Source organism: Pseudidiomarina fusca (assembly GCF_032227045.1).
Classification (GTDB): domain Bacteria; phylum Pseudomonadota; class Gammaproteobacteria; order Enterobacterales; family Alteromonadaceae; genus Pseudidiomarina; species Pseudidiomarina fusca.
In genome coordinates this window covers 309590-335869 of the sequence record NZ_JANFPJ010000001.1, presented here as the reverse complement: position 1 = coordinate 335869, position 26280 = coordinate 309590, and the positions used below count along the sequence as shown (strand labels likewise).

28 protein-coding genes are annotated in these 26280 nt (G+C 47.0%); 14 read left to right on the top strand and 14 right to left on the bottom strand.

Annotation, left to right across the window (positions count from 1 at the left end; all coding sequences use genetic code 11):
• Positions 1-10 precede the first annotated feature (10 nt).
• A complete protein-coding gene (dapD, locus tag NOG12_RS01560) occupies positions 11-835 on the top strand; it encodes a 2,3,4,5-tetrahydropyridine-2,6-dicarboxylate N-succinyltransferase (RefSeq protein ID WP_313932227.1) in 825 nt (274 codons plus the stop codon).
• Here dapD and truC read toward each other — a convergent pair.
• Both truC and NOG12_RS01550 read right to left on the bottom strand, forming a co-directional pair.
• The gene (truC, locus tag NOG12_RS01555) at positions 807-1544 is read right to left on the bottom strand and encodes a tRNA pseudouridine(65) synthase TruC (protein ID WP_313932226.1); all 738 of its coding nucleotides are present in this window, start codon (positions 1542-1544) and stop codon (positions 807-809) included. The two genes, dapD and truC, sit on opposite strands and share 29 nt — an antisense overlap.
• Positions 1544-1888, bottom strand: coding sequence for a YqcC family protein (locus NOG12_RS01550; protein ID WP_110075240.1), 345 nt, complete (start codon positions 1886-1888; stop codon positions 1544-1546). The genes truC and NOG12_RS01550 overlap by 1 nt, the downstream gene beginning before the upstream one ends.
• A 73-nt stretch (positions 1889-1961) precedes the next feature.
• Between NOG12_RS01550 and NOG12_RS01545 the strand changes: the two genes are divergently transcribed.
• Entirely contained in the window at positions 1962-3011 is a 1050-nt protein-coding gene (locus NOG12_RS01545; RefSeq protein WP_313932225.1) for a DUF3549 family protein, read from the top strand.
• A gap of 25 nt (positions 3012-3036) precedes the next feature.
• Positions 3037-3345 (top strand): DUF3301 domain-containing protein, encoded by a 309-nt coding sequence (locus NOG12_RS01540; RefSeq protein WP_110075242.1) that lies wholly within the window; start codon positions 3037-3039, stop codon positions 3343-3345.
• Here the strand turns inward: NOG12_RS01540 and NOG12_RS01535 are convergent.
• From NOG12_RS01535 to syd, 3 genes are read right to left on the bottom strand one after another with little or no spacing between them, the layout of a single operon-like run.
• Positions 3342-3722: an Mpo1-like protein gene (locus NOG12_RS01535; RefSeq protein ID WP_153826114.1), complete on the bottom strand. Its 381-nt coding sequence runs from the start codon at positions 3720-3722 to the stop codon at positions 3342-3344. The two genes, NOG12_RS01540 and NOG12_RS01535, sit on opposite strands and share 4 nt — an antisense overlap.
• Positions 3646-4338 carry a GNAT family N-acetyltransferase gene (locus NOG12_RS01530; RefSeq protein ID WP_313932224.1) on the bottom strand — a complete coding sequence of 231 codons (693 nt, stop codon included), beginning with the start codon at positions 4336-4338 and terminating at the stop codon, positions 3646-3648. Before NOG12_RS01530 ends, NOG12_RS01535 begins: the two co-directional genes overlap by 77 nt.
• A gap of 52 nt (positions 4339-4390) precedes the next feature.
• On the bottom strand, positions 4391-4948 hold the full coding sequence (gene syd, locus NOG12_RS01525; protein ID WP_110075245.1) for a SecY-interacting protein: 558 nt from the start codon (positions 4946-4948) through the stop codon (positions 4391-4393).
• Positions 4949-5065: 117 nt separating this feature from the next.
• Here syd and queF point away from each other — a divergent pair, with 117 nt between their 5' ends.
• The 4 genes from queF to NOG12_RS01505 all read left to right on the top strand — a co-directional run bounded on the left by queF (position 5066) and on the right by NOG12_RS01505 (position 8812).
• Positions 5066-5899, top strand: a complete 834-nt coding sequence (gene queF / locus NOG12_RS01520) for an NADPH-dependent 7-cyano-7-deazaguanine reductase QueF (RefSeq protein WP_110075246.1) — start codon at positions 5066-5068, stop codon at positions 5897-5899.
• 31 nt (positions 5900-5930) lie between these two features.
• Complete coding sequence (ppnN, locus tag NOG12_RS01515) at positions 5931-7286, top strand: nucleotide 5'-monophosphate nucleosidase PpnN (RefSeq protein ID WP_313932223.1); 1356 nt, start codon at positions 5931-5933, stop codon at positions 7284-7286.
• Between the two features lie 50 nt (positions 7287-7336).
• Complete coding sequence (locus tag NOG12_RS01510; protein WP_110075248.1) at positions 7337-7699, top strand: DUF3192 domain-containing protein; 363 nt, start codon at positions 7337-7339, stop codon at positions 7697-7699.
• A 108-nt stretch (positions 7700-7807) separates the two neighbouring features.
• Positions 7808-8812 (top strand): isocitrate dehydrogenase, encoded by a 1005-nt coding sequence (locus NOG12_RS01505; protein ID WP_313932222.1) that lies wholly within the window; start codon positions 7808-7810, stop codon positions 8810-8812.
• Positions 8813-8886: 74 nt separating this feature from the next.
• On the opposite strand, the gene rlmM is transcribed toward NOG12_RS01505, so the two are convergent.
• Genes rlmM through NOG12_RS01465 form a run of 8 tightly spaced genes read right to left on the bottom strand, consistent with a single transcriptional unit; the run spans position 8887 to position 17032 of the window.
• Entirely contained in the window at positions 8887-9978 is a 1092-nt protein-coding gene (gene rlmM / locus NOG12_RS01500; RefSeq protein ID WP_110075250.1) for a 23S rRNA (cytidine(2498)-2'-O)-methyltransferase RlmM, read from the bottom strand.
• An 8-nt stretch (positions 9979-9986) separates the two neighbouring features.
• Positions 9987-10607, bottom strand: coding sequence for an alpha/beta family hydrolase (locus NOG12_RS01495; protein ID WP_313932221.1), 621 nt, complete (start codon positions 10605-10607; stop codon positions 9987-9989).
• Complete coding sequence (locus tag NOG12_RS01490; RefSeq protein ID WP_110075252.1) at positions 10600-11499, bottom strand: transcriptional regulator GcvA; 900 nt, start codon at positions 11497-11499, stop codon at positions 10600-10602. Before NOG12_RS01490 ends, NOG12_RS01495 begins: the two co-directional genes overlap by 8 nt.
• Before the next feature lie 10 nt (positions 11500-11509).
• Positions 11510-12274 carry an SDR family oxidoreductase gene (locus NOG12_RS01485; protein WP_110075253.1) on the bottom strand — a complete coding sequence of 255 codons (765 nt, stop codon included), beginning with the start codon at positions 12272-12274 and terminating at the stop codon, positions 11510-11512.
• A gap of 10 nt (positions 12275-12284) precedes the next feature.
• Entirely contained in the window at positions 12285-13178 is an 894-nt protein-coding gene (mmsB, locus tag NOG12_RS01480) for a 3-hydroxyisobutyrate dehydrogenase (protein WP_153826109.1), read from the bottom strand.
• Positions 13179-13209: 31 nt separating this feature from the next.
• A complete protein-coding gene (locus NOG12_RS01475) occupies positions 13210-14331 on the bottom strand; it encodes an enoyl-CoA hydratase/isomerase family protein (RefSeq protein ID WP_313932220.1) in 1122 nt (373 codons plus the stop codon).
• 31 nt (positions 14332-14362) lie between these two features.
• Complete coding sequence (locus NOG12_RS01470; protein ID WP_110075256.1) at positions 14363-15520, bottom strand: acyl-CoA dehydrogenase family protein; 1158 nt, start codon at positions 15518-15520, stop codon at positions 14363-14365.
• A 12-nt stretch (positions 15521-15532) separates the two neighbouring features.
• Entirely contained in the window at positions 15533-17032 is a 1500-nt protein-coding gene (locus tag NOG12_RS01465) for a CoA-acylating methylmalonate-semialdehyde dehydrogenase (RefSeq protein ID WP_153826106.1), read from the bottom strand.
• 128 nt (positions 17033-17160) lie between these two features.
• Here NOG12_RS01465 and NOG12_RS01460 point away from each other — a divergent pair, with 128 nt between their 5' ends.
• Positions 17161-18078 (top strand): AraC family transcriptional regulator, encoded by a 918-nt coding sequence (locus tag NOG12_RS01460; protein ID WP_313932219.1) that lies wholly within the window; start codon positions 17161-17163, stop codon positions 18076-18078.
• A 2-nt stretch (positions 18079-18080) separates the two neighbouring features.
• Positions 18081-18941 (top strand): EamA family transporter, encoded by an 861-nt coding sequence (locus NOG12_RS01455; RefSeq protein ID WP_153826104.1) that lies wholly within the window; start codon positions 18081-18083, stop codon positions 18939-18941.
• 13 nt (positions 18942-18954) lie between these two features.
• Here the strand turns inward: NOG12_RS01455 and NOG12_RS01450 are convergent, their stop codons facing one another.
• Positions 18955-20133 carry a thiolase family protein gene (locus NOG12_RS01450; RefSeq protein ID WP_313932218.1) on the bottom strand — a complete coding sequence of 393 codons (1179 nt, stop codon included), beginning with the start codon at positions 20131-20133 and terminating at the stop codon, positions 18955-18957.
• Between the two features lie 131 nt (positions 20134-20264).
• On the opposite strand from NOG12_RS01450, the gene NOG12_RS01445 reads away from it, so the two are divergent.
• Genes NOG12_RS01445 through NOG12_RS01425 form a run of 5 tightly spaced genes read left to right on the top strand, consistent with a single transcriptional unit; the run spans position 20265 to position 26262 of the window.
• Positions 20265-20696: a MerR family transcriptional regulator gene (locus NOG12_RS01445; protein ID WP_153826102.1), complete on the top strand. Its 432-nt coding sequence runs from the start codon at positions 20265-20267 to the stop codon at positions 20694-20696.
• A complete protein-coding gene (locus tag NOG12_RS01440; RefSeq protein WP_110075262.1) occupies positions 20693-21862 on the top strand; it encodes an isovaleryl-CoA dehydrogenase in 1170 nt (389 codons plus the stop codon). The genes NOG12_RS01445 and NOG12_RS01440 overlap by 4 nt, the downstream gene beginning before the upstream one ends.
• 20 nt (positions 21863-21882) lie before the next feature.
• Positions 21883-23490: a carboxyl transferase domain-containing protein gene (locus NOG12_RS01435; protein WP_110075263.1), complete on the top strand. Its 1608-nt coding sequence runs from the start codon at positions 21883-21885 to the stop codon at positions 23488-23490.
• Positions 23491-23499: 9 nt separating this feature from the next.
• Positions 23500-24288: an enoyl-CoA hydratase-related protein gene (locus NOG12_RS01430; protein ID WP_313932217.1), complete on the top strand. Its 789-nt coding sequence runs from the start codon at positions 23500-23502 to the stop codon at positions 24286-24288.
• 9 nt (positions 24289-24297) lie between these two features.
• The gene (locus NOG12_RS01425) at positions 24298-26262 is read left to right on the top strand and encodes an acetyl/propionyl/methylcrotonyl-CoA carboxylase subunit alpha (RefSeq protein WP_313932216.1); all 1965 of its coding nucleotides are present in this window, start codon (positions 24298-24300) and stop codon (positions 26260-26262) included.
• The last annotated feature ends 18 nt before the right edge of the window (positions 26263-26280 follow it).

Below are 26280 nucleotides of genomic sequence, written 5' to 3'. Positions count from 1 at the left end.
GGAATAAACCATGCAAGACTTACAACAACGCATTGAAGCTGCATTTGAGCAACGTGCTAACATCAGCCCGACCGACATGCCCGCCGGCCTAGCCGATGACCTAGCACACGTGATTGACAGTATTGATAAGGGTGAATTACGAGTTGCAGAAAAAATCGATAACCAATGGGTTGTTCATCAATGGTTGAAAAAAGCCGTATTATTATCATTTCGCACCAACGACAATGGTCTCATGGAAGGCGGAGAAACACGGTTCTTTGATAAAGTACCAAGCAAATTTGCCAGTTACGATGAAGCTCGTTTTCGTGCTGAAGGCATGCGTGTAGTGCCTCCGGCACAAGTTCGTAAAGGCGCTTATATCGGCCGCAACGTAGTGTTAATGCCTTCTTACGTAAATATCGGTGCTTACGTTGATAGCGGAACCATGGTAGACACATGGGCAACCGTAGGTTCATGTGCACAAATTGGTAAAAATGTGCATTTGTCAGGTGGCGTAGGAATTGGTGGTGTGCTTGAACCATTGCAAGCTAATCCAACAATTATTGAAGATAATTGTTTTATTGGGGCTCGCTCAGAGATTGTCGAGGGCGTTATTGTAGAGACTGGAGCCGTTATCTCCATGGGTGTCTACATCAGCCAAAGCACCCGTATTTACGATCGTGAAACCGGTGAGATTCATTATGGTCGCGTTCCTGCTGGTGCGGTGGTCGTGCCTGGTACACTACCAAGTAAAGACGGCACTCATGGGTTGTATGCCGCCATCATCGTGAAAAAAGTCGATGCACAAACCCGCGCTAAGGTAAGTATTAACGAGCTATTGCGGGCGGCTGATTAAAAATCAGCTCAAACTCTTTCGGAACAGCCAATTCAATAGCAACTGGCTGTTCCGTAATTGGGTGCCGAAACTGCAGTGAGGTGGCTGCAAGCATTAATCGTGACAGACCAAAGTGGTCACGAAAAAATCTGTTATGCCGCCCATCACCGTGATTTGAATCTCCAATAATTGGATGTCGTAAATGGGACATATGCCGGCGCAACTGATGCTTTCTGCCCGTTTGTGGTAACAAATGCATCAACGAATAGCGAGTGGTCGAATGACGTTTGCTTACCGCAAATGGTAATTCTACCTGACGTAAGCAACGGTACGCCGTCACCGCCGCCTGTGCAGCTTTGTTCGGATCAGCTTGGGCATCCGCTATTTTATCCAGCTCTTCTTTGAGTGGATAATCAAGAATACCATCTCCTAAATAGCCACGTACTACTGCATGATACCCTTTTTGAACCTGACGCTGACTGAAGATCTCAGTCATCACGCGAGCACTAGCGGCTGATTTAGCGAATAATAAAATACCTGAGGTTGGCCGGTCCAAACGATGAACCGGATAAACTCGCTGGCCAATTTGATCACGAACCCGCTGCAACGCAAACTCTGTTGCCTCTTTCGCAATCCAACTGCGATGCACTAACAACCCACTAGGTTTATCAATAGCGATGAGCTCGTCATCCTCGAATAACACCGGTAACGGTAAAACAGCTTGGCTCATCAAACATCATCCGCAAGCGGGTCAGTACCACTTAAAAGCACATCAAACTCGCGCAACAGCGTGATTAAACTATCATGGTGGTCTAACTCATCACGATAAACATGCGTCGCCATAGGGCTCACGGCAATGTTCTGCGGCAATGGATGTTCAGAGTCTAAAATAGCCCACATTCGCGGTAACATAATAAACTGCAGCCACTGATGAAAATCTAGCGTATCCATAGCAAAAGGCTCGGTACTCGCCAAATCTTGCGCAGGTGGATGATGATTTTGCCATAATCCTAAACAGTTTAACTCAGCTTCAACTCGTTCTAATAAGCGCGCAGCGCGTTGACGTTGGTCCATGACTACCTCCACGACCTGATTTATCGTTATAATGGCGACATCTTTCAGCAAAAACGATTAGGTTGCAAGTTTAATGACCATCAATTACCTATCTGACCTACTTGAGCAGAGCCAAAGTGATTTCGTGGTATACGATATGGGACGGCGGGTGGTGCCCATGGGCGCCGAACAATTCACAGCGATTTGTGCACAGCATCAGCCCTACCCATTTCCAACCCAACATCAGGCTTGGTTTGCTGTGGTGTTTTGGCCTAAATTAGCGACCAGCAAGGTTGAGCCGTACTTGTGGTTTTTACGAATGCCACTCGATGAACGAGGTTTGCTCAGCTTAACTGCACAACAAGACTTTATGACTCAAGTCATTACTTTGTTGGGGCAGCAAATTAGCGGAGCATTAACTGAGCAGCAGCAACAACAACTGCAGCAATCGGCCTATTTGTTTACTCCAGCTGAAGTAAAACGGGCAGCCTTACATGCGCAATTAAGTAAGCGCTGGCAGCGCCCTCCTTCAATTTATTATGAACATGCCCAAAGCGAGTTATTAAGCCCTAGCAGCGAGGGTTGGCAGCAACTTGGCTTGCAAGGCATCCACGATGTCTGCCAGCGTCTAGAAAGCGACCAATATCTAACCACCAGCATTGCTGCGCAATGGCTAGATTATCCGGAACCCTTACAAAAGGCCCTCGCCGAAGCACTCGAGCATTGCCAAGCACCAGATTACTTGTATCAACAGTTGATACCAAAGCTAGCCGATGTTTCAAACTCGCAGCGATTGCAGACGTTACGGGCATTGGCTGGTGTTGCGCATAAAGCAGACGCTGCTCTCGATAAGGAGCTACCTTTAGTGGCAGCCCTGACTGAATTACTACCGCACGCTAGCGCAGATGAGTTGGTTATTCTTGCGACACGTCTATGGCCCCTACTCCAAGGTGAGCTGTTACTTGAGTTTATGCAACGTCTGGCGGTGAGCCAGTCTAGCGAGCTGTTCGCTGGTATCGTCAGCGATTTGTTGCGAGTACCTAGCACCAGAACGCAGCTATTGATGCTACTGCAGCAACCTGAGTTGCCAGCTCCTGTAGCTGCGGCCTGGCAGCAGTTTATTATCAAGCAATCTCGTTCATGAATATTCGCGCCAAGGAAAGCTTGTTATGCAGTTAAGTGATGCCATGCTACTGATTTTTATTGGGTTTATTATTTTTCTCTTTTGGCAAGGGAGACGCCAAGCTGAACAGGCCCGACGTTACGCCGCTGCCTATTGTAAAAATCATCAACTTCAACTGCTAGATATTGCGTGGCAGGCCGGACGACCAGCACGGTTTGAACGCCATTGGGGGTGGCGCAGTAGTTATCAGTTTGCGTTTAGCAGCGATGGCGAAAGCCGCTATGAAGGCGAACTGGTGATGTTGAACTTGCGCCTACTTGAGGTCAACACCCCAGCTTACCGTCTACCCGATTAGCTTGACTGGCGTTTTAGTCCTACTAATCGTTGCAAAAACTGACCGTACATAACCCAGTCACCCAATAATGAGTAAGCCGGATATTTGAAAGTAGCCGGCTTATTGTGTTCAAACACAAAATGCCCAAGCCAAGCAAAGCCGTAGCCTATTACTGGCACCAGTACTAATCCCCACCACTGCTGGGTAATTAAAACATAAGCCAACACCGCCAACACCAGGCTACTGCCAATATAATGCATAGCTCGACATTTGGGATTGGCATGCTCAGCTAAATAATAGGGATAAAATTCAGCAAACGTTTTAAACTGCACGACTAACCTCTTGTTCAGTTTCTGTAATGACAGCTCGCGGCTGAAACAGCAAAGTACCAACCACATTGCCTATCGTTAGCTCGGTAATGTCTTGATAGCCATGCTGATAAAACAGAGCGAGATGCTGAGGCTGGGTCACGTATACGGCAATCCCGCGTGACTGCGGCTCGTCCGCTAACATCGATTGCGCCGCTCGCACGAGTAAATCCCCCCATCCTTGCTGTTGATAACGCGGACTAACAGCAATAAATGCCAGCATATGATAATCATCACCTTCAATATGTTGTTGAATGATGGTTTCTTTTTCTATCAGCTGTTTGGTACTGACATAGCCTGCTGTCAACAACATCTTTAACCGCCAATGCCAATAACGACCGGGACCAAAACTTTTTCCTGGCTGGGTTAAACAGGCCACGCCAATTAAAGATTCGCCATCAAAGACGCCTACCATCGGCTGCTTAGCTTCCCAAAAGGCATTGAGCTCTTCGCGAATGGCTGCGCGCAAGCGTTTCTCATAATCCGGCTTATCGGCTTGAAATAACGACATTAACAAGCTGTCATTAAAATAGGCTTGATACAACAATGACGCTGCGAGTTTTAAATCTTCGGCGACCAAATAAGTTAATTGTCCATCACGTAATTGCGCTGGATTAACATTGTCTGAGTCATAAGTTTGATTCATTGAAAAACCCCATGCGTTTTATGGATAAATTTCAACCACCAAATTACTTGATTCAGATCAATTGGTCTACAACTCGCGGCGATAATTGTTGAATAAATTCTTGCAAAGATGGCGCAAGCTGTTGATGTTGTGGTTGCCCAACAAACTCCAACCCGACCACACCGCTATCATTATCTACCGTAATTAATAAATCATCGGACTCTTCTGCTAAACCAATGAAAAGTGTAATGGGTTGCTTCAACCGACGTTTCATCAATACATGTCCGGCTAAATTCGCTTGCAACCGCTCGGCATCTTCTGGGCCATGATTCTGCAGCAGTTGTAACGGGTGTTCCGCAAAGGTGACGGCTAAATCGGCCGCATACCAATGGCTGTAAAAGGCTTCCACCGAGTCATGCAGCGGCTGTTCGAGCGCATTGGCTAGATCAGTAAAGAGTAGTGGCTGCGTTTGTTTTACCGGTACCCAATGCACCCAATCCTGCTGTAGCGGTTGCTGATAAATAGGTGCCTGCCAATCTGGGTTAGCTTCAACCACTAGCGGTTGTCCAGCCTGTGCATAGGCACTTTGATATTGCGCTAACAAGTTATCCAGCGCGGTAGTCATTAACATGGCAAATGATCCCTCTATCAGTTTTATCGGTAAATGATTTTGCTAGCATCTAGCAACCGCCAAGGCTACAATGGCCGACTGCGTTAAAAACAGTAGTGTAACAGGTAATTTAATTCGATGAATCAACCACTAGCTCATTTAAATCTCGGGCAACCCACTCAGTACCCAACCGCCTACGATGCCAGCTTATTGCAAGCGGTACCAAGGCAGCTAAACCGTACTCCAATCGGCTTACCAGAAGCCCAGCCGTTACCCTTTCATGGTGACGACATTTGGCATGGCTATGAACTGTCATGGCTAAATCAACAGGGGCTGCCACAGGTAGCTTTAGCCGAATTCAGGGTAGCTTGTAATAGTCCAAATTTAATTGAGTCAAAATCGTTCAAGCTCTATCTAAATAGCTTTAACGATAGTCGTTTTGCCAGTTGGCAACAGGTGGAAACTCAGCTTAGTCATGATTTATCGGCTTGCGCACAAGCGCCAGTCAAGGTAAAACTAATGACGGTGCAACAAGCACAGCAACAGGCATTTGCCGATTTACCCGGCCAATGTATTGATAACCAAGATATAACTATCGATACCTACAACTATGCCCCGGAATTATTGCAGCCGAACGCACAAACGCAGCAGGTGTCAGAAATCTTACACAGTCACCTGTTAAAATCGAACTGTTTGATTACCAATCAACCCGATTGGGGTTCGGTGTTAATCAGCTATCGCGGTCGTCAAATCGACCAAGCTGCGCTGCTCCGTTATCTGGTGTCATTTCGGCACCACAATGAATTTCATGAACAGTGTGTTGAGCGTATATTCATGGACATTAAACGGCAGCTACAACCCGAACAATTAACCGTGTATGCACGTTATACCCGGCGTGGTGGACTCGACATTAATCCGTTTCGATCCGACTTCGAAACCACACCAACATCAGTCCGCCTGAGCCGGCAGTAATGATAAGAACGAAAAAGGAAAAGGAAAAGGAATGAAATTTACCATATCACCCCGTGGCAGTATGAGCTTACTGTCACAGCTAGAAATCAACCGCTTACAACAAACCAGTGACGAACAATTATATAAACTTTTTCGTAATTGTTGTTTAGCTGTATTAAATGCGGGAAGTACGACTGATAGTAGCGAAGAGATTTTTGAAAGATATAAAGACTTTGATGTCAATGTGATCAAGTGTGAGCGTGGTGTACAACTTGAGTTAGTAAACCCACCCGCTGAAGCTTTTGTTGATGGCAAATTGATTATCGGTATGCAGGAGTTGGTAGAAGCTGTCTTACGAGATATTCTCTTCACTGGTGAACGCTACAACGCCCAAACTCTAGACTCTGCCGACACCCATACGCTAACGCACGTGGTCTTTGATATTTTGCGTAATGCGCAAGTGGTGCAGCCCAACTTAGATCCAAATGTGATTGTTTGCTGGGGTGGCCACTCCATTAACGAAGTAGAATATAAATATACCAAAGAAGTAGGTTACGAGCTTGGCCTGCGTAGTTTGAATATTTGTACCGGCTGTGGCCCAGGTGCCATGAAGGGCCCGATGAAAGGCGCCACAATCGGCCATGCTAAGCAACGTATTGCTGATGGTCGTTATTTAGGTTTCACCGAGCCAGGCATTATTGCAGCTGAGCCACCTAACCCGATTGTCAACGAATTGGTGATTCTACCTGATATTGAAAAACGTTTAGAAGCCTTTGTCCGTTGTGCTCATGGTATCGTTATTTTCCCAGGTGGAGCCGGCACTGCTGAAGAACTTCTCTATATTCTAGGTATTCTGATGCATCCGCAAAACGAGCGTCAGGTATTCCCGCTGGTGCTTACCGGTCCAGAGAGTAGCCGTGGCTACTTCGAAGCTATTGACGACTTTGTTGCGGCAACTTTGGGCGATGAAGCACGCAAGCTTTATCAGATTATCGTTGCTGACCCAGCCGCTGTAGCTAAAGCGATGACGCAAGGTGCGCAGGCGGTGAAACAGTATCGTCGCGAAACTGGCGATTCGTACTGCTTCAACTGGACGCTCCACATTGATGAAGCATTTCAACGTCCGTTCGTGCCTAATCACGATAATGTGCGTAACTTGAATCTTCATACGGATCAAGAACCGCAAGCCTTAGCTGCGGACTTACGTCGTGCATTCTCAGCCATTGTAGCTGGTAACGTCAAAGACGAAGGCATTCGGGCTATTCGTCAACATGGGGTTTTCGAAATTCACGGCGAAAAAGAAATGATGAAGAAACTCGACGTATTATTACAAGCATTTGTCGAGCAAAGCCGGATGAAGCTACCGGGTTCGGTGTATCATCCTTGCTATCGAGTTGTTACTGATTAAGTAATAACTGTTTCATATCTTAACACCAAGGGAGTCTGCTCGTGTCAAAAATGCTCAAAGTGGTTTTAATTGGCTTTGCCATTTATGTTGCGGCAGCTGCCTTGCTGTTAAATCTATATCAAGCTGACCCTGAAAATATGAGTTGGCAAGAACGTGAGACTTTTAATTTAAAACAAATTGGTCGCTTAGATTTAGGTGCAGATAAAGGTGATGTGATCAGGCTATTAGGTTCACCAGATATTAGCGAAGCAAAGGCCACTGCTGATGGCGAAGTCTTGGTACTCTTTTACCGAACTCATCACGTTAAATCAGATGGCATTACCACCCGTGACGAATGTACTCCGTTATTATTCAAGGACGATGCTTTAATCGCATGGGGAGCTGACGCTTATAGTGAGTATCAATCGTTTTAATGATCTACCCCACCGCAGTGTAATAGTACTTCTGCTATAATGCCCGCCAATTTAGTCAAGCGTATTAGTCTTAGAAGTTTCACCGAAAGTTTTTAGAAGGTACCCCCAATGAGCACCACCATTACTGTGATTCCTGGCGATGGAATCGGTCCCGACATTATTGATGCAACCCTGAAAATCCTCGACCAAGCTGGTTGTGACTTTACCTATGAATTTGCTGATGCCGGCTTAGCGGCCTTAGAGAAGACCGGCGAGTTATTACCACAGGCAACGCTTGATGCCATTGCTCGCAATAAGGCTACCTTGAAAGGCCCACTGACGACCCCCGTCGGTGAAGGCTTTACATCCATTAACGTAAGCTTGCGTAAGCAATTTAATCTGTATGCTAATGTTCGTCCGGTAATCTCATTTAAAGGCACGAAAGCTCGCTACGAGAATATCGACATCATTACGGTTCGTGAAAATACCGAAGGCATGTATTCGGGCCTTGGCCAGGTCGTAAGCGATGATGGTAGCGAAGCCCAAGCTATGAGTAAAATCACTCGTACTGGTGCCGAACGTATTGTTCGCTTTGCCTATGAGTTAGCACAACGCGAAGGTCGCAAAAAAGTCACTATCGTGCATAAAGCGAATATTTTGAAATCAACCTCTGGTTTGTTTTTAAAAGTTGCCCGCGAAGTAGCGGCGCAATATCCAAACATTCAAACTGATGAGATGATTGTTGATGCAGTATGTATGAAGTTGGTCATGAACCCAGAGCAGTTTGACGTGATTGTAACAACCAATTTATTTGGCGACATCTTGTCTGATTTGTGTGCTGGTTTAGTGGGTGGCTTAGGGATGGCACCAGGTGCCAACATCGGCGAAAACTCGGCTATTTTTGAAGCCGTGCATGGTTCAGCACCAGATATTGCCGGCCAAAACCTAGCTAACCCTACTTCTGTTATTCTTGCGGCTATTCAAATGCTTGAATACCTAGGTATGCAAGATAAAGCGAAGCGCATTCTAGCGGCTGTTACCGACGTGATTGCAAGTGGTGATCGCACTACCCGTGATTTAGGCGGTAACGGTGGTACTACGGACTTTACTCAAGCAGTTATTGAGCGTCTGTAAGCATTCGCTTAGGATCAAAAAAGGCGAGGTCTTATCCTCGCCTTTTTTCTTGCTAAAGCCTGTTTACTAAGCTGTTATAGCCAACGGATATGAACCGTCACTTCTTCGCGATCGTGATACAGTTGTTTGGCTTGTAGTTCAAATTTACCACTGCCCTGCTCAACCAAAGCTTGCTTTATCTGTGTCAGATATTCAGCAACAGCGGCATATCGCTTTTTCATCGGGAGCTTCAAATTGAAGATGGTCTCTTTACAGTCACCATCAATCAACCAACTGGTCATCAACTCACCTACTCGCGCAGGTTTCTCGACCATATCACAAACAAGCCAAGTTACATTCTTCTTTTTCGGACGGTACTTAAAGCCATCTTCTTGAATATGTTTTACTTGTCCCGTTTCCAATAAGCTCGGTGCCATCGGCCCATTATCAACCGCCTGCACCATCATTCCGCGCCGCACCAATTGGTAGGTCCAGCCGCCAGGTGAAGCGCCTAGATCCACTGCATTCATTCCGGAGCTGATACGCTCTTCACGCTCATGCTCTGGCACAAAAACTTGAAAAGCTTCGTCTAGTTTGAGGGTTGAACGACTCGGTGCATCGCTCGGTGAGCGTAATCGAGGAATTCCCATCAACCAAGGCGACTGATTAAAAGAGTATGAATATCCTATAAGTACTTGCTGATTGCTTAAAAAGAAAGCGTGCAAGGTAGGTCGGCGGTCACTTTCTTTAACCGTTAACCAGTCGATTTTGCGTAATCCTTGTCGCAACGGCACGGTAAATTTACGACAAAACTTAGATAGTTCTTTGCCGTCATTGGTATCTGGCGTTTCTACTCGGATGTCGCCCGCAGGTTTTACCCCTGGGAATTTTTCACTCAGTTCATCATCCAGCAAGGCCACCTGAATAGCGCCGACTCGATCTTGCAGAGGTAGTTCGTTTAACTGCACCAACACCACAAAAAACTGACGAGTGAACATCAATTCTTTTAGGTTTAATTTTTTAGCTAGATGATCTGCTTCTTCGGGTTGGCAAACATACAGCACATAACCTTGCTGAGGTTGTGTTTGGCAATAGCCATAGATACCGAGCATCGCTGTTTTATCTTGCAGCTCTGCAGCACAATCGTTCTCAAATCCGGGCCGACAATAAGCCACAATTCCTGTCATGAAAAACCTCAAATACTCTCTATAATTGCATCAATGGCTTGTTGCCACATGTGCTCACGCACCAGACCACTGCGTTTAGTTGCTTCAAAGCTATGGTCACCACCATCAATCCAGCGCATCTGGACATTGTCGGGTAAAGAATAGCCGGCAACCTCGTCTGGCTTGCCAAAGCTATCACGCGTCCCCTGCACAATGAGATTGCTGGCACAATGATTAGCTAAATCTGTCACTCGTAACTGGTCCGGCTTACCCACCGGATGAAACGGAAAGCCAAGGGCAACAGCATGTTTCGCTGCAACCTGATCGGCGATTCGAAAGGCCACTCGTGCTCCCATCGATTTCCCCATCACTAACAATGGCTTAGCATCATCAAACTGTTCAATGACTGTCGTCATTGTATGCTCTAACACGGCCATAGGATTCGGGGGGCGACGCCGCCCTGACTCCATAAACTGCTGCCAGTAAGGAAAATTAAAGCGCACCACATCAAAGCCCTGCAACGCCAGCCCTAGAGCCATAAATTGCATAAAATCACTTTGTAATCCGGCGCCTGCGCCATGAGCAAAAACGATGCGGGTGTGTCCATGCGGGTTATCTCGCTGCACGGCCACTCGCTGCGCTTTATTCATAACTATCCTCTTCTTCTTCGACAACTTGCAATAACCAGTTACGGAAGGTGGCGATTTTACCTACTTCTGCCTGAGAGTCACGACAAACTAAGTAAAATGATTTCTGTCGGGGTAAGGCTTCCGGGAAAATTTGAATAAGATGGCCTGCATCTATCTCTGGCTTCACCAGAACATTGTTTGCCAAAGCAATGCCTTGCCCATGAACCGCAGCCTTTAACGCTAAATTAGAATGACTAAAGATCGGACCGTTGTCGCCTTTGTTCTTGTCAATACCTACTAATTTAAACCAGTCTTTCCACGCGTTACGAGTTTCGTCGTGCAAGAGAGTATGGTTAAGCAGATCGCGCGGCTCACGCAATGGCTTGGTGCCGGTGAGTAATAGCGGCGAACAAACCGGAATTAAATATTCATTATGAAGTTTATAAGCACGTAGGCCTGGCCATTTCCCAGCACCATAGTAAATCGCCACGTCCACGTCATCAGTCAGGCTGCCATCAACTTCATCCACGGCCCGAATACGAACATCAATATCAGGATAAGCCTCACGAAAACGACTTAACCTAGGCACGAACCAGAGGATGGCAAAACTTGGCGGCAACGAAATCGTTAGCGAGCCTCGTTGACTGGCGAACTTGACCCGCTCTGTAGCTTGAACTAAATGATCAAAGAGTTCTTTTAGTTCTAAGTAATAAGTTTGACCCTCGGGCGTTAGTAATAACGCCCGATTACGCCTAAGAAAAAGCTGCACCCCCAGAAACTCTTCAAGCGCTTTCACCTGATGACTCACCGCAGCTTGAGTAACAAACAATTCATCCGCAGCGCGGGTAAAACTCAAGTGCCGAGCTGCAGCTTCAAAAGCTTTTAGAGCATTTAATGGGGGTAATTTTCGCATTTTTTCTCGTTTATAATCTGACTCCGCCGTCTATTTCTATCACACGACCGCTAAAAAAGTCATTCTCTATAATATACCGCGCACTGTGAGCAATCTCGTCTGGCTGACCCCAGCGGCGCAAAGGTACCATACTCAGAGCGCGTTCAATAGCTTCTGGTTTCATTTGTGCCGTCATTGGCGTTTCAATAAAGCCAGGAGCAATAGCACCACAGCGAATGCCAAAGCGACCTAATTCACGAGCCCAAGTAACTGTCATCGCCACGACGCCAGCTTTAGTTGCAGCGTAGTTGGTCTGTCCAATATTGCCAGAGCGTGCCACACTTGAAATATTAATGATAACCCCACCGTTGCCGGCCTTTGCCATATGGGCAGCGGCTTCACGTCCACAGAGGAAGCTACCAGTAAGATTGACATCTAACACTGATTGAAACTGTTGCAGTGGCATTTTGTGGGTGATTTCGCCATCTTTGCACTTAACCAACATACCATCGCGTAAAATACCTGCATTGTTGATCAGTACATTCAGCTCGCCAAAGTCTGCGACAATCTGTTCGAAGACTTGTTCAACAGCTGCTTCGTCGGTAACGTTAACCACATAGCCTTGCGCTTGCATCGCACCTTTTGCGGTGCAAAGTTCACAAGCTTCAGCCAAGGTTTCAGCGTTCATATCAATTAACGCTAGTTTGGCACCAGCTGCCGCAAAATGCTCAGCCATAGCTCGCCCAAGCCCCTGGGCACCTCCAGTAATCACAATTGTACTTGCAGAAATATTCATGCTTTTCCCATTACTTTTTATTAGCTTTTACAAAATTAAAGATACTCGAGAAGTCTTCACGACCGTGGCCTAATTGAGACCAGCTACGATATAAATTATGGGTTAAGGCACCCATCGGCGTAGCAGCACCACTGGCTAGTGCAGCTTGTTGCGCCAAACCTAGGTCTTTACTCATCAAGTCTACTAAGAAGCCACCCTGATAATCATGACTAGAAGGCACATTATCCATCACTCCGGGGCATGGATTATATACATCTAAAGTCCAGTTACTGCCGGAGCTCTTCGACATGATTTCGGAGAGAACCGCGGCATCCAAACCGTGTGCAATGCCCAATTGTAGCGCTTCTGAGGTACCGACCATTAAAACTGACAGCAGCATATTGTTACAGATCTTGGCAATCTGTCCGGCGCCTAGTTCACCAGCTCGAAAAATATTTTTACCCATCGGCTGTAAAACTGCCTGCGCACGTGTCACTGCTGCTTCACTACCACCACAAATAAAGGTCAGGGTGCCAGCTTTAGCACCGCCTACGCCACCAGATACGGGAGCATCAATAAATTCGATACCGCGCTGCTGAAGCGCAGTTCCAACTTCTACCGCAGTAGCAGCACTTATAGTACTACAATCAATGACTAACGTATTTTCCGGTAACTGGTTAATTAAGCCTTGCTCGCCTAAATAAACGCCTTTTACATGAGCGTCTGCAGGCAGCATAGTAATCACAAACTCAGCCTGCTCTGCTGCTTGGCTTGCACTGCTAGCCGTTGCACAACCGGCTGCGGCCGCTGCAGTTAAAGCTGCTGCTGATAAATCAAAGACAGTAACCTGATGGCCACCCTTCACTAGATTGGCAGCCATCGGGCCACCCATATTGCCTAAACCAATAAATCCTACTGTTGCCATAACAACCTCGTTCTTATCATTTTTATCTTATTTAACCAAGATCTGCCAACGGATGCGGATGGCCTTGCCATGGCGCAGTAAACATCTCATCAACTGCTTCAGCAGGCACGTCTGCAACACTTGCATGGCGCCATTTTGGCTGCTTATCTTTATCGATTAATAGGGCTCGAATGCCTTCGGCAAAATCACCTTGTAAGGCACACCGCACCGACAAGGTTAATTCGAGACGGAAGCAATCAGCTAAGCTTAAATCAACCCCATGTTGTAACTGATTCCATACTAAATGGGCGGTCATCGGACAACCCGCTGCTAAATTTTGACGCGCCCGAGTTAACCACTTATCATCGTTGTTATCGGACAAAATAGCAGCCACAATGGCGGTTATATCATTGCCTTGGGTTAGCTTTTGCAGATGTAACTGATGCTTTTCAACCTGTCCGGCTGGGCGCAACGCCACAGCAGCTTTGGCTAATTGAGAGAGCACATCGGTGACTTTTTGCTGATTTAAAGCAGCGGTGTCACCCCACTTTATGCTCTGTAATTGCGTCAATACCTGCGGATAATGCTCACTAGCAATAAAATGATCCGCTAAATTTAAATAAAGAGCATCGGTCGCATTCATGTGTGCGCCTGTCAGCCCCAAAAACAAACCACAGCCAGCCGGCATCTGATTTAAAAAGTGTGTGGCACCCACATCTGGATAAAGACCGATGGTGACCTCTGGCATCGCCAACAACGACCGCTCGGTTACAATACGATGGCTAGCACCATTCATCAGCCCCATACCACCGCCCATGACAATACCGTGTCCCCATACTACAAGCGGCTTAGGGAAGGTATGCAAAGCATAATCTAAACGGTATTCTTGACTAAAGAAATCAGCAATTTCATCAACCAAAACTCCAGGACTCGCCTGCATCGCATGATACATTGCAACGATGTCGCCACCGGCACAAAAGGCTTTATCACCGGCCCCCTGTAAGACCACACAAGCGATGCTATCATCGTCAGCCCACTGCTGGAGTTGTGGCATTAACAACTGAATCATCGCTAAGCTAAGCGCATTTAATGATTTTTCTGAATTTAATGTCGCAACGCCAATAGACTTGCCGTTTTGTCCTGGTAACGTCTCGAATAAGACAACTGAATTCATGTCACTCTCCTCTAAGACAACAAAGCCACCCTTAAAGGATGGCTCGGTCTAGATCGGCTAATAATCGTCGAGCAATGATCACTCGCATAATTTCATTGGTACCTTCAAGAATCTGATGCACCCGTACATCCCTGACATGCCGCTCTAAAGGGTATTCTTTAATGTAGCCATAGCCACCATGAATTTGCAGGGCTTCGTTACAAACCTGGAAGCCAACATCCGTGGCAAAGCGCTTAGCCATCGCACAATAGGTCGTTTTATCAGCATCATTAGCATCAACTTTAAAGGCTGCCAAACGCACCATTTGTCGAGCTGCTACTAATTCAGTAGCCATATCCGCTAACTTAAACTGGAGCGCCTGAAAATGTCCAAGCTCTTTACCAAACTGAGTGCGTTCATGCATATAGGCTGTCGCCGTATTTAACGCCGCTTGGGCAGTACCCACTGAACATACCGCGATATTAATACGACCACCATCTAGCCCCATCATGGCAAACTTGAAGCCTTCACCCTCAGCGCCGAGCAAATTCGCCGCCGGGATCCGTACATCTTCAAAACTAACAAGACGCGTAGGCTGGGCATTCCATCCCATTTTGGCTTCTTTTTTACCGTAGCTTATACCTGCTGCATCGGCTGGTACTACAAAAGCCGAGATACCTTTGGGCCCAGCTTCGCCAGTACGCGCCATCACCACCAACACATCCGTACTACCAGCACCAGAAATGAACATTTTTGAACCGTTGAGAACGTATTCATCACCGTCCTTCTTGGCAGTTGTGCGTAAACTTGCGGCATCAGAGCCAGCACCTGGTTCTGTCAAACAATAAGAACCCAGCTTATGGCCCATTACTAGCTCCGGTACCCATTGCTCAATCACTTCAGGTTGTGCAAAAGAGCCGATCATCCATGTCACCATATTGTGAATGGTCATCATGGCCGTAGTTGCAGTACAGCCCATGCTTAGCTGTTCAAAAATTAACGCAGAGTCTAACCGACTCATGCCAAAACCACCGGCTGCTTCTGGGGTATACATGCCCATGAAACCCATCTCGCCGGCCTTACGAAAAACCTCAACAGGAAAGTGGGATTCTTCATCCCACTGAGCTGCATAAGGTGCTAACTCTTTTTCTGCAAAAGCTTTAGCCGTATCAACGAAAGCTTGTTGATCGTCGGTTAAATTAAAATTCATGGCGTTGTCCTGTTACTTCAAGTTGATCGTCATATTGGGGCCATTCACGTCGGCGATATCGCTCTCAAACCAGCGCGCCGTAATGGTTTTAGTTTCGCTATAGAAGCGCACACCCTGTTTACCATAAGCGTGCAAATCACCGAAGAACGAACCTTTCCAACCCGTAAACGAGAAGAAGGGTAATGGCACTGGAATTGGAATATTAATACCTACTTGCCCTACTTCAACATTGTGTTGATATTTACGCGCTGCGGCACCACTGGCGGTAAAGATTGACGTTCCATTACCGTATGGGTTGGCATTGACCATAGCTAAAGCTTCATCCAAGCTGTCTACTTCCGTTGCACATAAGACCGGACCAAAAATTTCGTTCTTATAGATTTCCATATCCGTGGTGACTTTGCCAAACATCGTTGGCCCTACCCAGTTACCATGTGGATAGCCAGCAACGTCACAGTTACGTCCATCAACCAATAATTCGGCGCCTTCATTCACCCCTTGGGTAATGAAGTTTTCTACTCGCTGCTTCGCTTGTGGGCTAATTAACGGACCATAAGCGGCATCTGGATCATCCCAACCGCCGGGTTTCACTTTAGCTAACTCAGCCGCAATTTCAGGTATCCACTCACGTGCAGAACCTACAAATACAGCCACCGAGATAGCCATGCAGCGTTGTCCGGCTGCGCCCACTGAGGCTCCTACAAGGTTACTAATCACTTGTGATTTATTAGCATCAGGCATGATAACGCAGTGATTCTTGGCACCGGCAAAGGCCTGCACGCGCTTCATGTTTTCAGTACCACGGCGATAGATATACTGCCCTACAGCAACCGACCCTACAAATGAAATAGCTTTCACCGCCGGCTCATCAAGTAAGAAATCTACTTGCTCCTTACCACCATGGATAACTTGCAATACGCCTTTTGGAGCGCCAGCTTGCTCAAACAATTCAACGAGTCGGGTTGGGGTTAGCGGATCTTGCTCAGATGGCTTCAAAATAAACGTGTTTCCACAAGCGATAGCTAACGGAAACATCCATAACGGAATCATTGCTGGGAAGTTAAACGGCGTGATACCTGCACACACCCCTAAAGGTTGGGTAAAGCTATAAGTATCAATACCGCGTGCGACATTCTCTACGGTCTCTCCCATCAGCAACGATGGAATATTAGCTGCATGCTCAACCACTTCGATGCCTCGCCACACATCGCCTTTAGCATCTTCAAAGGTTTTACCTGTTTCACTTGCTAAAATCTCTGCAATTTCATCATGATGTTCTTTCAGTAACGCCTGATAGCGCATCATCACCCGGGCCCGCTCAGACACGGCAACTTCTTTCCACGTTAGAAAAGCTTGTTGGGCACTAGCCACAGCTTGAGCCATCTCGGTTTGGGTTGCGCAAGGTGCTTGAGCAATCACTTCCTGCGTGGCTGGGTTAGTGACATCAATCCACTGGCTACTTTGTGATTGCACAAATTCACCATCAATATATAAAGGAACTTTCTTCGACATGGTTCATACCTCGTTGTTCGCAATCTGCGGAATGGGGTTAATGACTCCATTCTGGCGGTTTTTTTGTTGCTTTAACATCGACTATCTTGCCACAATAATGGACAAAATTGTCATTTATGGAGTTTATCATGAGCCAACCTTCAACCTGGCCACTCCCAGCGGGAAGTTCGCGGGTAGTGTTACCCTTGCAACTGACTCGTCAACTTGATCAACATCCACTGACGAAACATTTGTATCCTGTTGCTTATGGCCATTACGTTGACGCCTTGGGGCATCAAGTTGAACGCCAGCAGCATACCGATCACCTGCTGATATTTTGTCATCGCGGTCGCGGTTGGTTCCGTACTCATAACGCTAGTGGTAGCTTAGAGGCCGGTCAATTACTGCTATTACCGGCGGGGCAAGCGCATGCTTATGCTGCAGACCATGAGCAACCATGGAGCATTTACTGGGCTCATTTTCGCGGTTCTGCGGCCGTCCAATGCTCTGATTTTCTATCGCTTTCAGCCCAATCACCGGTACTAACTTTGAGTCGCTGGCGCCAGCTTATTCCTGTCGTTACTGATTTGCTCAATTTACAAACACAACGCTATCAATTCTCTGCGGCGATCGTTGCCGCAAGCTTATTACAACGTATTATCGCCGAGTTACCGCGACTCACGTCTGCCATGCAGATACCCGCGGGCTTTGATCTACGCGCCCTTGAGCGATTCATGTACGACAACTCGCATCGGGATATCAGTTTGGATGAATTTGCCGAGTTTGCGGGCTTATCTCGCTATCATTTTAGTAAAAAGTTCAAACAAATTACTGGCAGCAGCCCGATGCGATTTTTCAACCAAATAAAAGTAAAATTAGCCTGCCAATTACTGGATACTACCACCTATTCTATTCGCCAAATTGGTCAACAGTTAGGATTTGATGATCCCTATTATTTTTCACGATTATTCAAAAAAACCATGGGGATTTCACCCCAATACTATCGCGAGAGTAGTCACATGACTCATTCTCAAACCAACTTACTCAACCCACAACAAGGTCGTTAACTATGTGGATTCTTTGGGCTGTCACCCTATTATGGGCTGCAAGTTTCTCACTCATTGGTGAATTCCTTGCTGGCCAAGTTGATGGTTATATTGCGGTATTTATCCGCATGGTCTTAGCCTTTTTATTATTTATTCCACTATGGCGCCCCCGCCGTATTAATCTAGTTAAGCAATGTCAACTAGCTGCTATCGGGGCCTTGCAAATAGGCGTGATGTACCTCTTTCTGTATCATGCCTTTCTGTACTTAAGCGTGCCTGAAGTACTGCTGTTTACTATATTTACGCCGCTCTATATTACCTTACTGGATGAGCTTCTCTACCAACGACGTCGGTTACCGCTGCGTTGGTGGCTTGCTACCGCAATAGCAGTAGTTGGCGCTGCCATTATTCGCTTCGACGACTTAAGTGATTCTTTTTGGTATGGCTTTTTACTCATCCAAGCCGCTAACCTTTGCTTTGCCGCTGGCCAAGTTTTCTACAAGCGTTTAGAACTTGGCGATGAGCGTAATCAGTTGCACCTGTTTGCTCTATTTTTCTTCGGTGCAACCTTAGTTACCGGCCTTGCGATGCTTAGTTTTGCTAACTTTCAGCTAATACCACAACAACCGCTACAATGGTTTATCCTAGCCTGGCTTGGTTTAGTTGCTTCAGGCCTCGGTTATTGGGCCTGGAACATCGCTGCCAAACGAGTGAATGTGGCGCAACTTGCGACCATGAACAATATGCTGATACCCGCTGGGCTGCTGATTAATTATCTATTCTGGCAGCAAGCTGTGGTTTGGCCACGACTCATCATCGGAGCTGCGGTATTAGCACTCGCTGTCTGGTTGGCCTCGTCGCCAAGGCCAACCCCATCCAACTAATCCATGGTGGCGGTTAGAATACTTCAACCGCCACTGCGACAGCTTCTCCGCCACCAATACAGAGTGACGTTATCCCTTTTGACAACTGGCGCTGCTTCAAGGCATGGATCAAGGTAACCAGTAAGCGCGCGCCACTGGCACCAATCGGATGCCCAAGCGCACAGGCGCCGCCATGCACGTTAACCTTGGCGGGATCTAACTGCATTTGCTGGATGGCTAACATGGTCACCATGGCAAAAGCTTCGTTAATCTCCCACAAGTCAACGTCTTCAACCTGCCAGTTAAGCTTAGCTAACAGGCTATTCATGGCTCCAATTGGCGCAACAGTAAATTCTGCAGGCGCTTGCGAATGAGTGGCATGCCCAACAATTCTGGCTAGTGGGGTTAAGCCCTGCTGCTTAGCATCACTCTCTGACATTAATACCAATGCTGCAGCACCGTCAGAGATAGAGCTCGAGTTAGCTGCAGTAATAGTTCCTTGAGCTGCAAAAGCTGGACGCAACCCCGGAATTTTTTCTGGCATCGCTTTACCAGGCTGCTCGTCAATACTAACGGTTACATCGCCTTTACGGGTTGAATAAGTTACGGGAGTAATTTCATCATCAAAACGACCGCTTTTGATGGCTTCTTGGGCTCGGGTTAATGACGAAATAGCGAACGCATCCATCGCCTCACGGCCCAGACCATAGTCATCTGCAGTGGCCTGCGCATAGCACCCCATCGCTTTACCTTCGTATGCATCTTCTAAGCCATCTAACATCATATGATCATAGACAGCATCGTGTCCCATACGCATGCCTGTGCGAGCCTTTTTCAATAGGTATGGCGCATTACTCATACTTTCCATGCCACCGGCTACAACAGTTTTCGCTGAGCCTGCGCGGATAATATCATGCCCTAACATGACTGCTTTCAAACCTGAACCACACACCTTATTGATGGTGGTTGCGCCAGCACTGCGAGGGAGTTCTGCAAAGAGCGTCGCTTGTCGCGCTGGAGCCTGTCCCAAACCGGCCGGGAGTACATTCCCCATAATAACTTCATCGATGGAGGCCGCGGTTAACCCACTTGCAGCTACGGCTGCTCGAATGGCTGTAGCGCCAAGTTGTGGGGCACTTACGTCAGCTAAACTACCTTGAAAACCACCCATTGGAGTACGTTTGGCGGCAACAATCACAACTGCATCAGACATATTTTCTCCTTATCAACCCTCCAACTCGTCAGTAACTTTATTGCTACCGGAAGTTTTCGTAGCTTCTTACCTTTACGTTAACGTTAACTTGTTTTAAGCTTACCGCTCTCACTGGACACAAGCAAGCACAAATGAAGCCATCACAAACCTATACCATTGGTGAATTAGCGCGCGAATTTGATATTACCACGCGCAGCATTCGCTTTTATGAAGATCAAGGTCTTATAGCACCGGAGCGACAAGGCCAAACACGCCTCTACGGCAATAAAGATCGCGTACGCCTAAAACTGATTTTGCGCGGTAAGCGACTCGGTTTTTCCTTAGCGGAAACTAAGCGCTTGTTTGATCTCTATGACATGGAAAATAGTAGTTCTCGTCAGTTGCATACGGTGTTAGAGCTGATTGACGATAAGAAAATGTCGCTCAAACAGCAACTCGAGGACATCAAAGTATTGCTTGTTGAATTAAGTAATTTAGAAGAACGCTGTCGTGATGAATTAGCTGAAATTAACGCACAGGCAGCCGCTAACCAGAACCCAAGTAGTAATCAGGAGACCTTATGATTAGTCAGTATACTGTATTTAATTTTGGCCTTGGCGAAACCGCCGATATGATTCGTGAGAGCGTTAATGCCTTTGCCCGCGATGAAATCGCTCCACGCGCTGCTGCCATCGACGAAAGTAATGAGTTCCCTGCTGACTTGTGGCGTAAGTTCGGTGATTTAGGCCTGCTTGGTATGACTGTTGCAGAAGAATACGGTGGTTCGGGTTTGGGTTATCTAGAGCACGTGATTGCCATGGAAGAAATCAGCCGGGCGTCCGCCTCGGTTGGCTTGAGTTACGGTGCTCACTCTAACTTATGCGTCAATCAGATTTACCGTAATGGCACCACCGAGCAAAAACAAAAATATTTGCCCAAGCTTTGTAGTGGCGAACACGTCGGTGCTCTTGCTATGAGTGAACCTAATGCTGGTTCAGATGTTGTTAGTATGAAATTAAAAGCAGAGCGTCAGGGCGATGACTATATCCTTAACGGCAACAAAATGTGGATCACCAACGGTCCCGATGCTGATGTTCTAGTCGTTTATGCAAAAACCTCGCCTGAGAAAAACTCACGAGGCATCACCGCATTTATCATTGAAAAAGATTTCCCCGGATTTAGCACAGCGCAAAAGCTAGATAAATTAGGAATGCGTGGCTCAAACACCTGTGAACTTGTATTTACTGATTGCAAAGTACCAGCTAGTAATATTTTGGGCGAACTAGATGGTGGTGTCGAAGTTTTAATGAGTGGTCTCGATTACGAGCGCGCTGTTCTTGCCGCTGGTCCCTTGGGTATTATGCAGGCCTGCTTAGATGTTGTGGTACCTTATACCCACGATCGTAAACAATTTGGCAAAGCCATTGGTGAATTTCAGCTAGTACAAGGCAAAGTAGCCGATATGTACACACGTACCAACGCTGCGCGAGCTTACGTATATGCCGTCGCCCAAGCTTGTGATCGCGGTGAAACCACTCGTAAAGATGCTGCGGGCGCCATTTTATATTCAGCTGAGTTAGCCACCCAATTAGCACTGGATGCGATTCAGCTATTAGGTGGCAATGGCTACATTAATGAGTATCCAACTGGACGTTTGTTGAGAGATGCTAAGCTTTACGAAATTGGCGCTGGTACCTCAGAAATTCGCCGCATGCTGATCGGTCGTGAACTGTTCAGCGAATCAGCTTAACCTACTCAGGAGTTGCCGTTGTGACTGTATTAAGCAGCAGTGTAAATACCAAAGATGCCACGTTTATCGCTAATCAGCGGGCGATGCAAGACGTGGTTAACGACTTGTACGAGAAAGCTGAACAGATCAAACAAGGTGGCGGTGCAAAATATCAAGAGCGCCATCTTGCACGCGGAAAGCTCCTTCCGCGCCAGCGTATTGATAAACTCTTGGATAGCGGCTCACCTTTCCTAGAAATTGGCCAATTTGCTGCTTGGGATTGTTATGAGGATTATGTTCCTGCTGCTGGCGTGGTCGCTGGAATAGGACGCGTAGCTGGCGTGCAATGTATGATTGTAGCCAATGACGCCACGGTTAAAGGTGGTACTTATTATCCTTTGACCGTGAAAAAACACTTACGCGCGCAAGAAATTGCAGAGCGTTGTCGCCTCCCCTGTATTTATCTCGTCGATTCAGGTGGTGCTAATTTACCACGGCAAGATGAAGTATTTCCTGATCGTGACCACTTTGGCCGTATTTTCTTTAATCAAGCCAATATGTCAGCCAAAGGAATTCCTCAAGTAGCGGTTGTGATGGGGCTATGCACCGCCGGTGGTGCTTATGTGCCAGCAATGGCTGACGAAAGTATTATCGTGAAAGAACAAGGTACCATTTTCTTAGCTGGTCCGCCGTTGGTTAAAGCGGCGACAGGCGAAGAAGTAAGCGCCGAAGAGCTTGGCGGAGCTGATGTACACACCCGTATTTCTGGGGTTGCCGACCATTTTGCACAAAACGATGAACATGCGTTAGCACTCGCTCGACGTTCCATTGCACGGCTCAATTACCAGCCGGCGGCGCCTCTGCCGCAGCATGATTTTGTTGAGCCTCGTTACTCAGCTGATGAAATTTACGGTATTGTCGGCACCGATTTACGTAAGCCTTACGATGTTCGAGAAGTTATTGCGCGTATTGTCGATGGCTCTGATTTTGATGAGTTCAAACAAAACTACGGCGCTACCTTGGTTACTGGATTTGCGACTATTCACGGCTACCCCGTTGGGATCGTTGCTAACAACGGGATCTTGTTTTCCGAATCTGCGCAAAAAGGTGCGCATTTTATCGAGCTCTGTGCCCAGCGTAAAATTCCCTTAGTTTTCTTACAAAACATCACTGGGTTTATGGTCGGTAAAAAATATGAAGCCGAAGGCATAGCTAAGCATGGTGCGAAAATGGTGACAGCGGTTAGTTGCGCTCAAGTTCCTAAATTCACCATTTTAATTGGCGGGAGCTACGGTGCTGGTAATTATGGTATGTGTGGACGAGCATACGACCCCACCTTGATGTTTATGTGGCCAAATGCACGAATTTCGGTCATGGGTGGTGAACAAGCCGCTGGTGTGATGGCTCAGGTCACCAAAGATAACCTAGCTCGCTCTGGGCAAACGATGACGGCTGCACAAGAACAAGAATTAAAACAGCCAATTATCGAAACCTATGAAAAGCAAGGGCATCCTTATTACGCTTCCGCTCGATTGTGGGATGATGGGATCATTGATCCTGCCCAAACTCGTACCGTTTTGGCGCTAAGTTTGGCCGCAGCGAACAACGCCCCTATTGCCGACACTAAGTTCGGCGTGTTCCGCATGTAGGAGCTTGCTATGAATTATCAATCCATCATTTTAGAAGAAAAAAACCAAGTAGCATGGCTCACGTTGAACCGAGGCGCAGTTCACAATGCCTTTGATGACAACATGATAGCCGAGCTACTACATGCATTAGCTCAGGTACGTAGCAATAACAACGTAAGAATGTTGATATTGCAAGCGCAAGGAAAAAACTTTTCTGCTGGAGCAGATCTTACCTGGATGCGCTCCATGGCAAGTAAGAACTACGCAGAAAACATCAAAGATGCGAGTGAGTTAGGCCGTCTTATGCAAGAGTTAGATGAACTTCCGCAGCCAACGGTTGCGCTAGTTCAAGGTGCTGCTTTTGGTGGCGCTGTAGGTTTAGCCGCTTGCTGCGACATCTGCCTGGCTACTCCCACCGCAAGTTTTTGTTTAAGCGAAGTAAAAATCGGGCTTATTCCAGCGGTAATAAGCCCCTACGTAATGCGTGCTATCGGGACTCGTCAGGCACGCCGTTTTATGCTCACCGCAGAACGTTTTAGTGCTGACGTTGCGCAACAAATGGGCCTTGTACATAGCCTGGTTGATGATCTTGAGGAAGCAGTTACTCCTGTCATTGAACAACTACTCGGTAATGGTCCGCATGCCGTAGCTGCAGCTAAAAAACTAATACTGACATTAGATCAACAGCCACTGAACGAGAATACGCGCACCACAACTATTGAGGCCATCGCTGCTATTCGTGTTTCTGCTGAAGGTCAAGAAGGGCTTTCTGCTTTCTTAGAAAAGCGTTCTCCTGATTGGAAAACCACAAATAAATAAGGATCTGCAATGTTACGCAAATTGCTAATTGCTAACCGCGGTGAAATCGCTTGCCGTATTATCCGCACAGCGCGCAGTATGGGTATCCGAACCGTTGCCGTTTATTCTGATGCAGATCGTCATGCCCAACACGTACACATGGCTGATGAAAGCATTTATCTCGGTCCTGCGCCCAGTGCCGAAAGCTACTTAGTCATCGATAAAATCATTGCGGCGGCTAAGCTAAGCGGCGCTGATGCTATTCACCCAGGCTATGGTTTTCTCTCAGAAAATGAAGATTTTGCTGATGCGTGCGCCAGCAACCAACTCATTTTTGTCGGCCCCCCTACTAGTGCTATTGCAGCTATGGGCTCAAAAAGTGCCGCTAAAGCTATCATGAGTGAAGCTGGTGTTCCTTTGGTGCCAGGCTATCATGGTAGTGAACAAGGCCTTGAGTTATTACAAGAAGAAGCACAAAAAATCGGCTTCCCGGTACTATTAAAAGCCGCGTATGGTGGCGGTGGTAAAGGGATGCGCGTGGTTGAAAGCGCCAATCAGTTTGCCGAAGCATTAAGCTCTGCGAAACGCGAAGCACAAGCTGCGTTTGGCAACGACAAGATGTTGATTGAAAAATTTATCGGTAATCCTCGACATGTGGAAATTCAGGTGTTCTGCGATGAGCATGGTAATGCCGTGTACCTAGCTGAGCGTGATTGCTCAGTACAACGTCGCCATCAAAAAGTCATCGAAGAAGCCCCTGCTCCATCTATCAGCAGTAGTACCAGAATTGCAATGGGCGAAGCTGCAGTTCGCGCTGCACAGGCCATCGATTATGTTGGTGCTGGTACGGTAGAGTTTTTACTAGATACCGATAATAAGTTCTATTTCATGGAGATGAATACTCGGTTACAAGTAGAGCACCCGGTAACAGAAATGGTGACCGGCCAAGACCTTGTCGCTTGGCAGCTACTGGTAGCAGGCGGAGCTCCGCTCCCACTCTCGCAAGACCAAATCCAGATCACTGGCCACTCTTTTGAGGCCCGGATTTATGCCGAAGACCCCGACCATGAATTTTTGCCAAGCACCGGTACCTTACATGTTTTAAAGCCACCAAGCACTAATGCATACGTACGTATCGATAGCGGTGTGGTCGAAGGTGATGAGGTAAGTTCTTATTATGACCCCATGATTGCTAAACTTGTGGTTTGGGGTGAAGATCGAGCCATCGCATTAGGACGCTTAATTCAAGCCCTAAACGATTATCAAATTGCTGGGGTTCGCACTAATATCGATTTTTTACGTAAAATTGCTGGCCATCAGAAATTTGCTCAAGCTGATTTAACAACTCGCTTCATTGAGAAGTACCATACTGAATTATTTCCAAATAATGATGCTCTTATTAAGCCATATGCAATCATGGCTACTTTAGCGGAAATGGTAGATTTAAAAACAGCCTCAGCGCCAGCCAACCCATGGACATCGCAACAGTCATTTAGGCTGAATCAACCTAGCCAGTTCGCATTAGCATTGCGCTATGCTGACGACCTGCTCCATATTGAGCTGACCGCAACAGCCACCGGCTGGCAAGCGACTGACGATAGCGATCATTGGTTGGTGGAAAAAATTGCGGATAAGTATTACTTCACTCAGAATGGACGCCGTTTCAGCGCTCATATCATGCGCTCAAACCAAGATATCCTGGTGATGACAGAACGTGCCTGCTTACCATTTACGCGGCATTTGATTGCCGACACCCTGCAACAAGAGGTTGCTACTGGTAACTTAACCGCTCCCATGAACGGCACTGTGGTGCAAGTGATGGTAGCGCCGGGTGACTCTGTTGAAGCAGACCAAGCGCTCATTATCATGGAAGCGATGAAAATGGAGTATACCATTCGCGCACCTCAGGCTGGGGTAGTTGAACAAGTTTTCTATCAAGCAGGTGATTTGGTAAGCGATGGAGCTGAACTGTTGAGCTTAGCAGATTCAGAGTAATAGCTATTTATGATTCAC

Excerpts from the sequence above, each read along its gene's own strand:
- NOG12_RS01495 (WP_313932221.1), bottom strand. The coding sequence starts at position 10,607 with ATGAATAAAGCGCAGCGAGTGGCCGTGCAGCGAGATAACCCGCATGGA.
- dapD (WP_313932227.1), top strand. The coding sequence starts at position 11 with ATGCAAGACTTACAACAACGCATTGAAGCTGCATTTGAGCAACGTGCT.
- rlmM (WP_110075250.1), bottom strand. The coding sequence starts at position 9,978 with ATGACAGGAATTGTGGCTTATTGTCGGCCCGGATTTGAGAACGATTGT.
- NOG12_RS01475 (WP_313932220.1), bottom strand. The coding sequence starts at position 14,331 with ATGAATTCAGTTGTCTTATTCGAGACGTTACCAGGACAAAACGGCAAG.
- NOG12_RS01530 (WP_313932224.1), bottom strand. The coding sequence starts at position 4,338 with ATGAATCAAACTTATGACTCAGACAATGTTAATCCAGCGCAATTACGT.
- NOG12_RS01505 (WP_313932222.1), top strand. The coding sequence starts at position 7,808 with ATGAGCACCACCATTACTGTGATTCCTGGCGATGGAATCGGTCCCGAC.
- NOG12_RS01455 (WP_153826104.1), top strand. The coding sequence starts at position 18,081 with ATGTGGATTCTTTGGGCTGTCACCCTATTATGGGCTGCAAGTTTCTCA.
- NOG12_RS01450 (WP_313932218.1), bottom strand. The coding sequence starts at position 20,133 with ATGTCTGATGCAGTTGTGATTGTTGCCGCCAAACGTACTCCAATGGGT.
- NOG12_RS01445 (WP_153826102.1), top strand. The coding sequence starts at position 20,265 with ATGAAGCCATCACAAACCTATACCATTGGTGAATTAGCGCGCGAATTT.
- NOG12_RS01430 (WP_313932217.1), top strand. The coding sequence starts at position 23,500 with ATGAATTATCAATCCATCATTTTAGAAGAAAAAAACCAAGTAGCATGG.
- NOG12_RS01550 (WP_110075240.1), bottom strand. The coding sequence starts at position 1,888 with ATGGACCAACGTCAACGCGCTGCGCGCTTATTAGAACGAGTTGAAGCT.
- ppnN (WP_313932223.1), top strand. The coding sequence starts at position 5,931 with ATGAAATTTACCATATCACCCCGTGGCAGTATGAGCTTACTGTCACAG.
- NOG12_RS01510 (WP_110075248.1), top strand. The coding sequence starts at position 7,337 with ATGCTCAAAGTGGTTTTAATTGGCTTTGCCATTTATGTTGCGGCAGCT.
- NOG12_RS01440 (WP_110075262.1), top strand. The coding sequence starts at position 20,693 with ATGATTAGTCAGTATACTGTATTTAATTTTGGCCTTGGCGAAACCGCC.
- NOG12_RS01540 (WP_110075242.1), top strand. The coding sequence starts at position 3,037 with ATGCAGTTAAGTGATGCCATGCTACTGATTTTTATTGGGTTTATTATT.
- NOG12_RS01485 (WP_110075253.1), bottom strand. The coding sequence starts at position 12,274 with ATGAATATTTCTGCAAGTACAATTGTGATTACTGGAGGTGCCCAGGGG.
- NOG12_RS01545 (WP_313932225.1), top strand. The coding sequence starts at position 1,962 with ATGACCATCAATTACCTATCTGACCTACTTGAGCAGAGCCAAAGTGAT.
- NOG12_RS01490 (WP_110075252.1), bottom strand. The coding sequence starts at position 11,499 with ATGCGAAAATTACCCCCATTAAATGCTCTAAAAGCTTTTGAAGCTGCA.
- NOG12_RS01425 (WP_313932216.1), top strand. The coding sequence starts at position 24,298 with ATGTTACGCAAATTGCTAATTGCTAACCGCGGTGAAATCGCTTGCCGT.
- NOG12_RS01535 (WP_153826114.1), bottom strand. The coding sequence starts at position 3,722 with ATGTGGTTGGTACTTTGCTGTTTCAGCCGCGAGCTGTCATTACAGAAA.
- queF (WP_110075246.1), top strand. The coding sequence starts at position 5,066 with ATGAATCAACCACTAGCTCATTTAAATCTCGGGCAACCCACTCAGTAC.
- NOG12_RS01465 (WP_153826106.1), bottom strand. The coding sequence starts at position 17,032 with ATGTCGAAGAAAGTTCCTTTATATATTGATGGTGAATTTGTGCAATCA.
- mmsB (WP_153826109.1), bottom strand. The coding sequence starts at position 13,178 with ATGGCAACAGTAGGATTTATTGGTTTAGGCAATATGGGTGGCCCGATG.
- truC (WP_313932226.1), bottom strand. The coding sequence starts at position 1,544 with ATGAGCCAAGCTGTTTTACCGTTACCGGTGTTATTCGAGGATGACGAG.
- NOG12_RS01470 (WP_110075256.1), bottom strand. The coding sequence starts at position 15,520 with ATGAATTTTAATTTAACCGACGATCAACAAGCTTTCGTTGATACGGCT.
- NOG12_RS01460 (WP_313932219.1), top strand. The coding sequence starts at position 17,161 with ATGAGCCAACCTTCAACCTGGCCACTCCCAGCGGGAAGTTCGCGGGTA.
- syd (WP_110075245.1), bottom strand. The coding sequence starts at position 4,948 with ATGTTAATGACTACCGCGCTGGATAACTTGTTAGCGCAATATCAAAGT.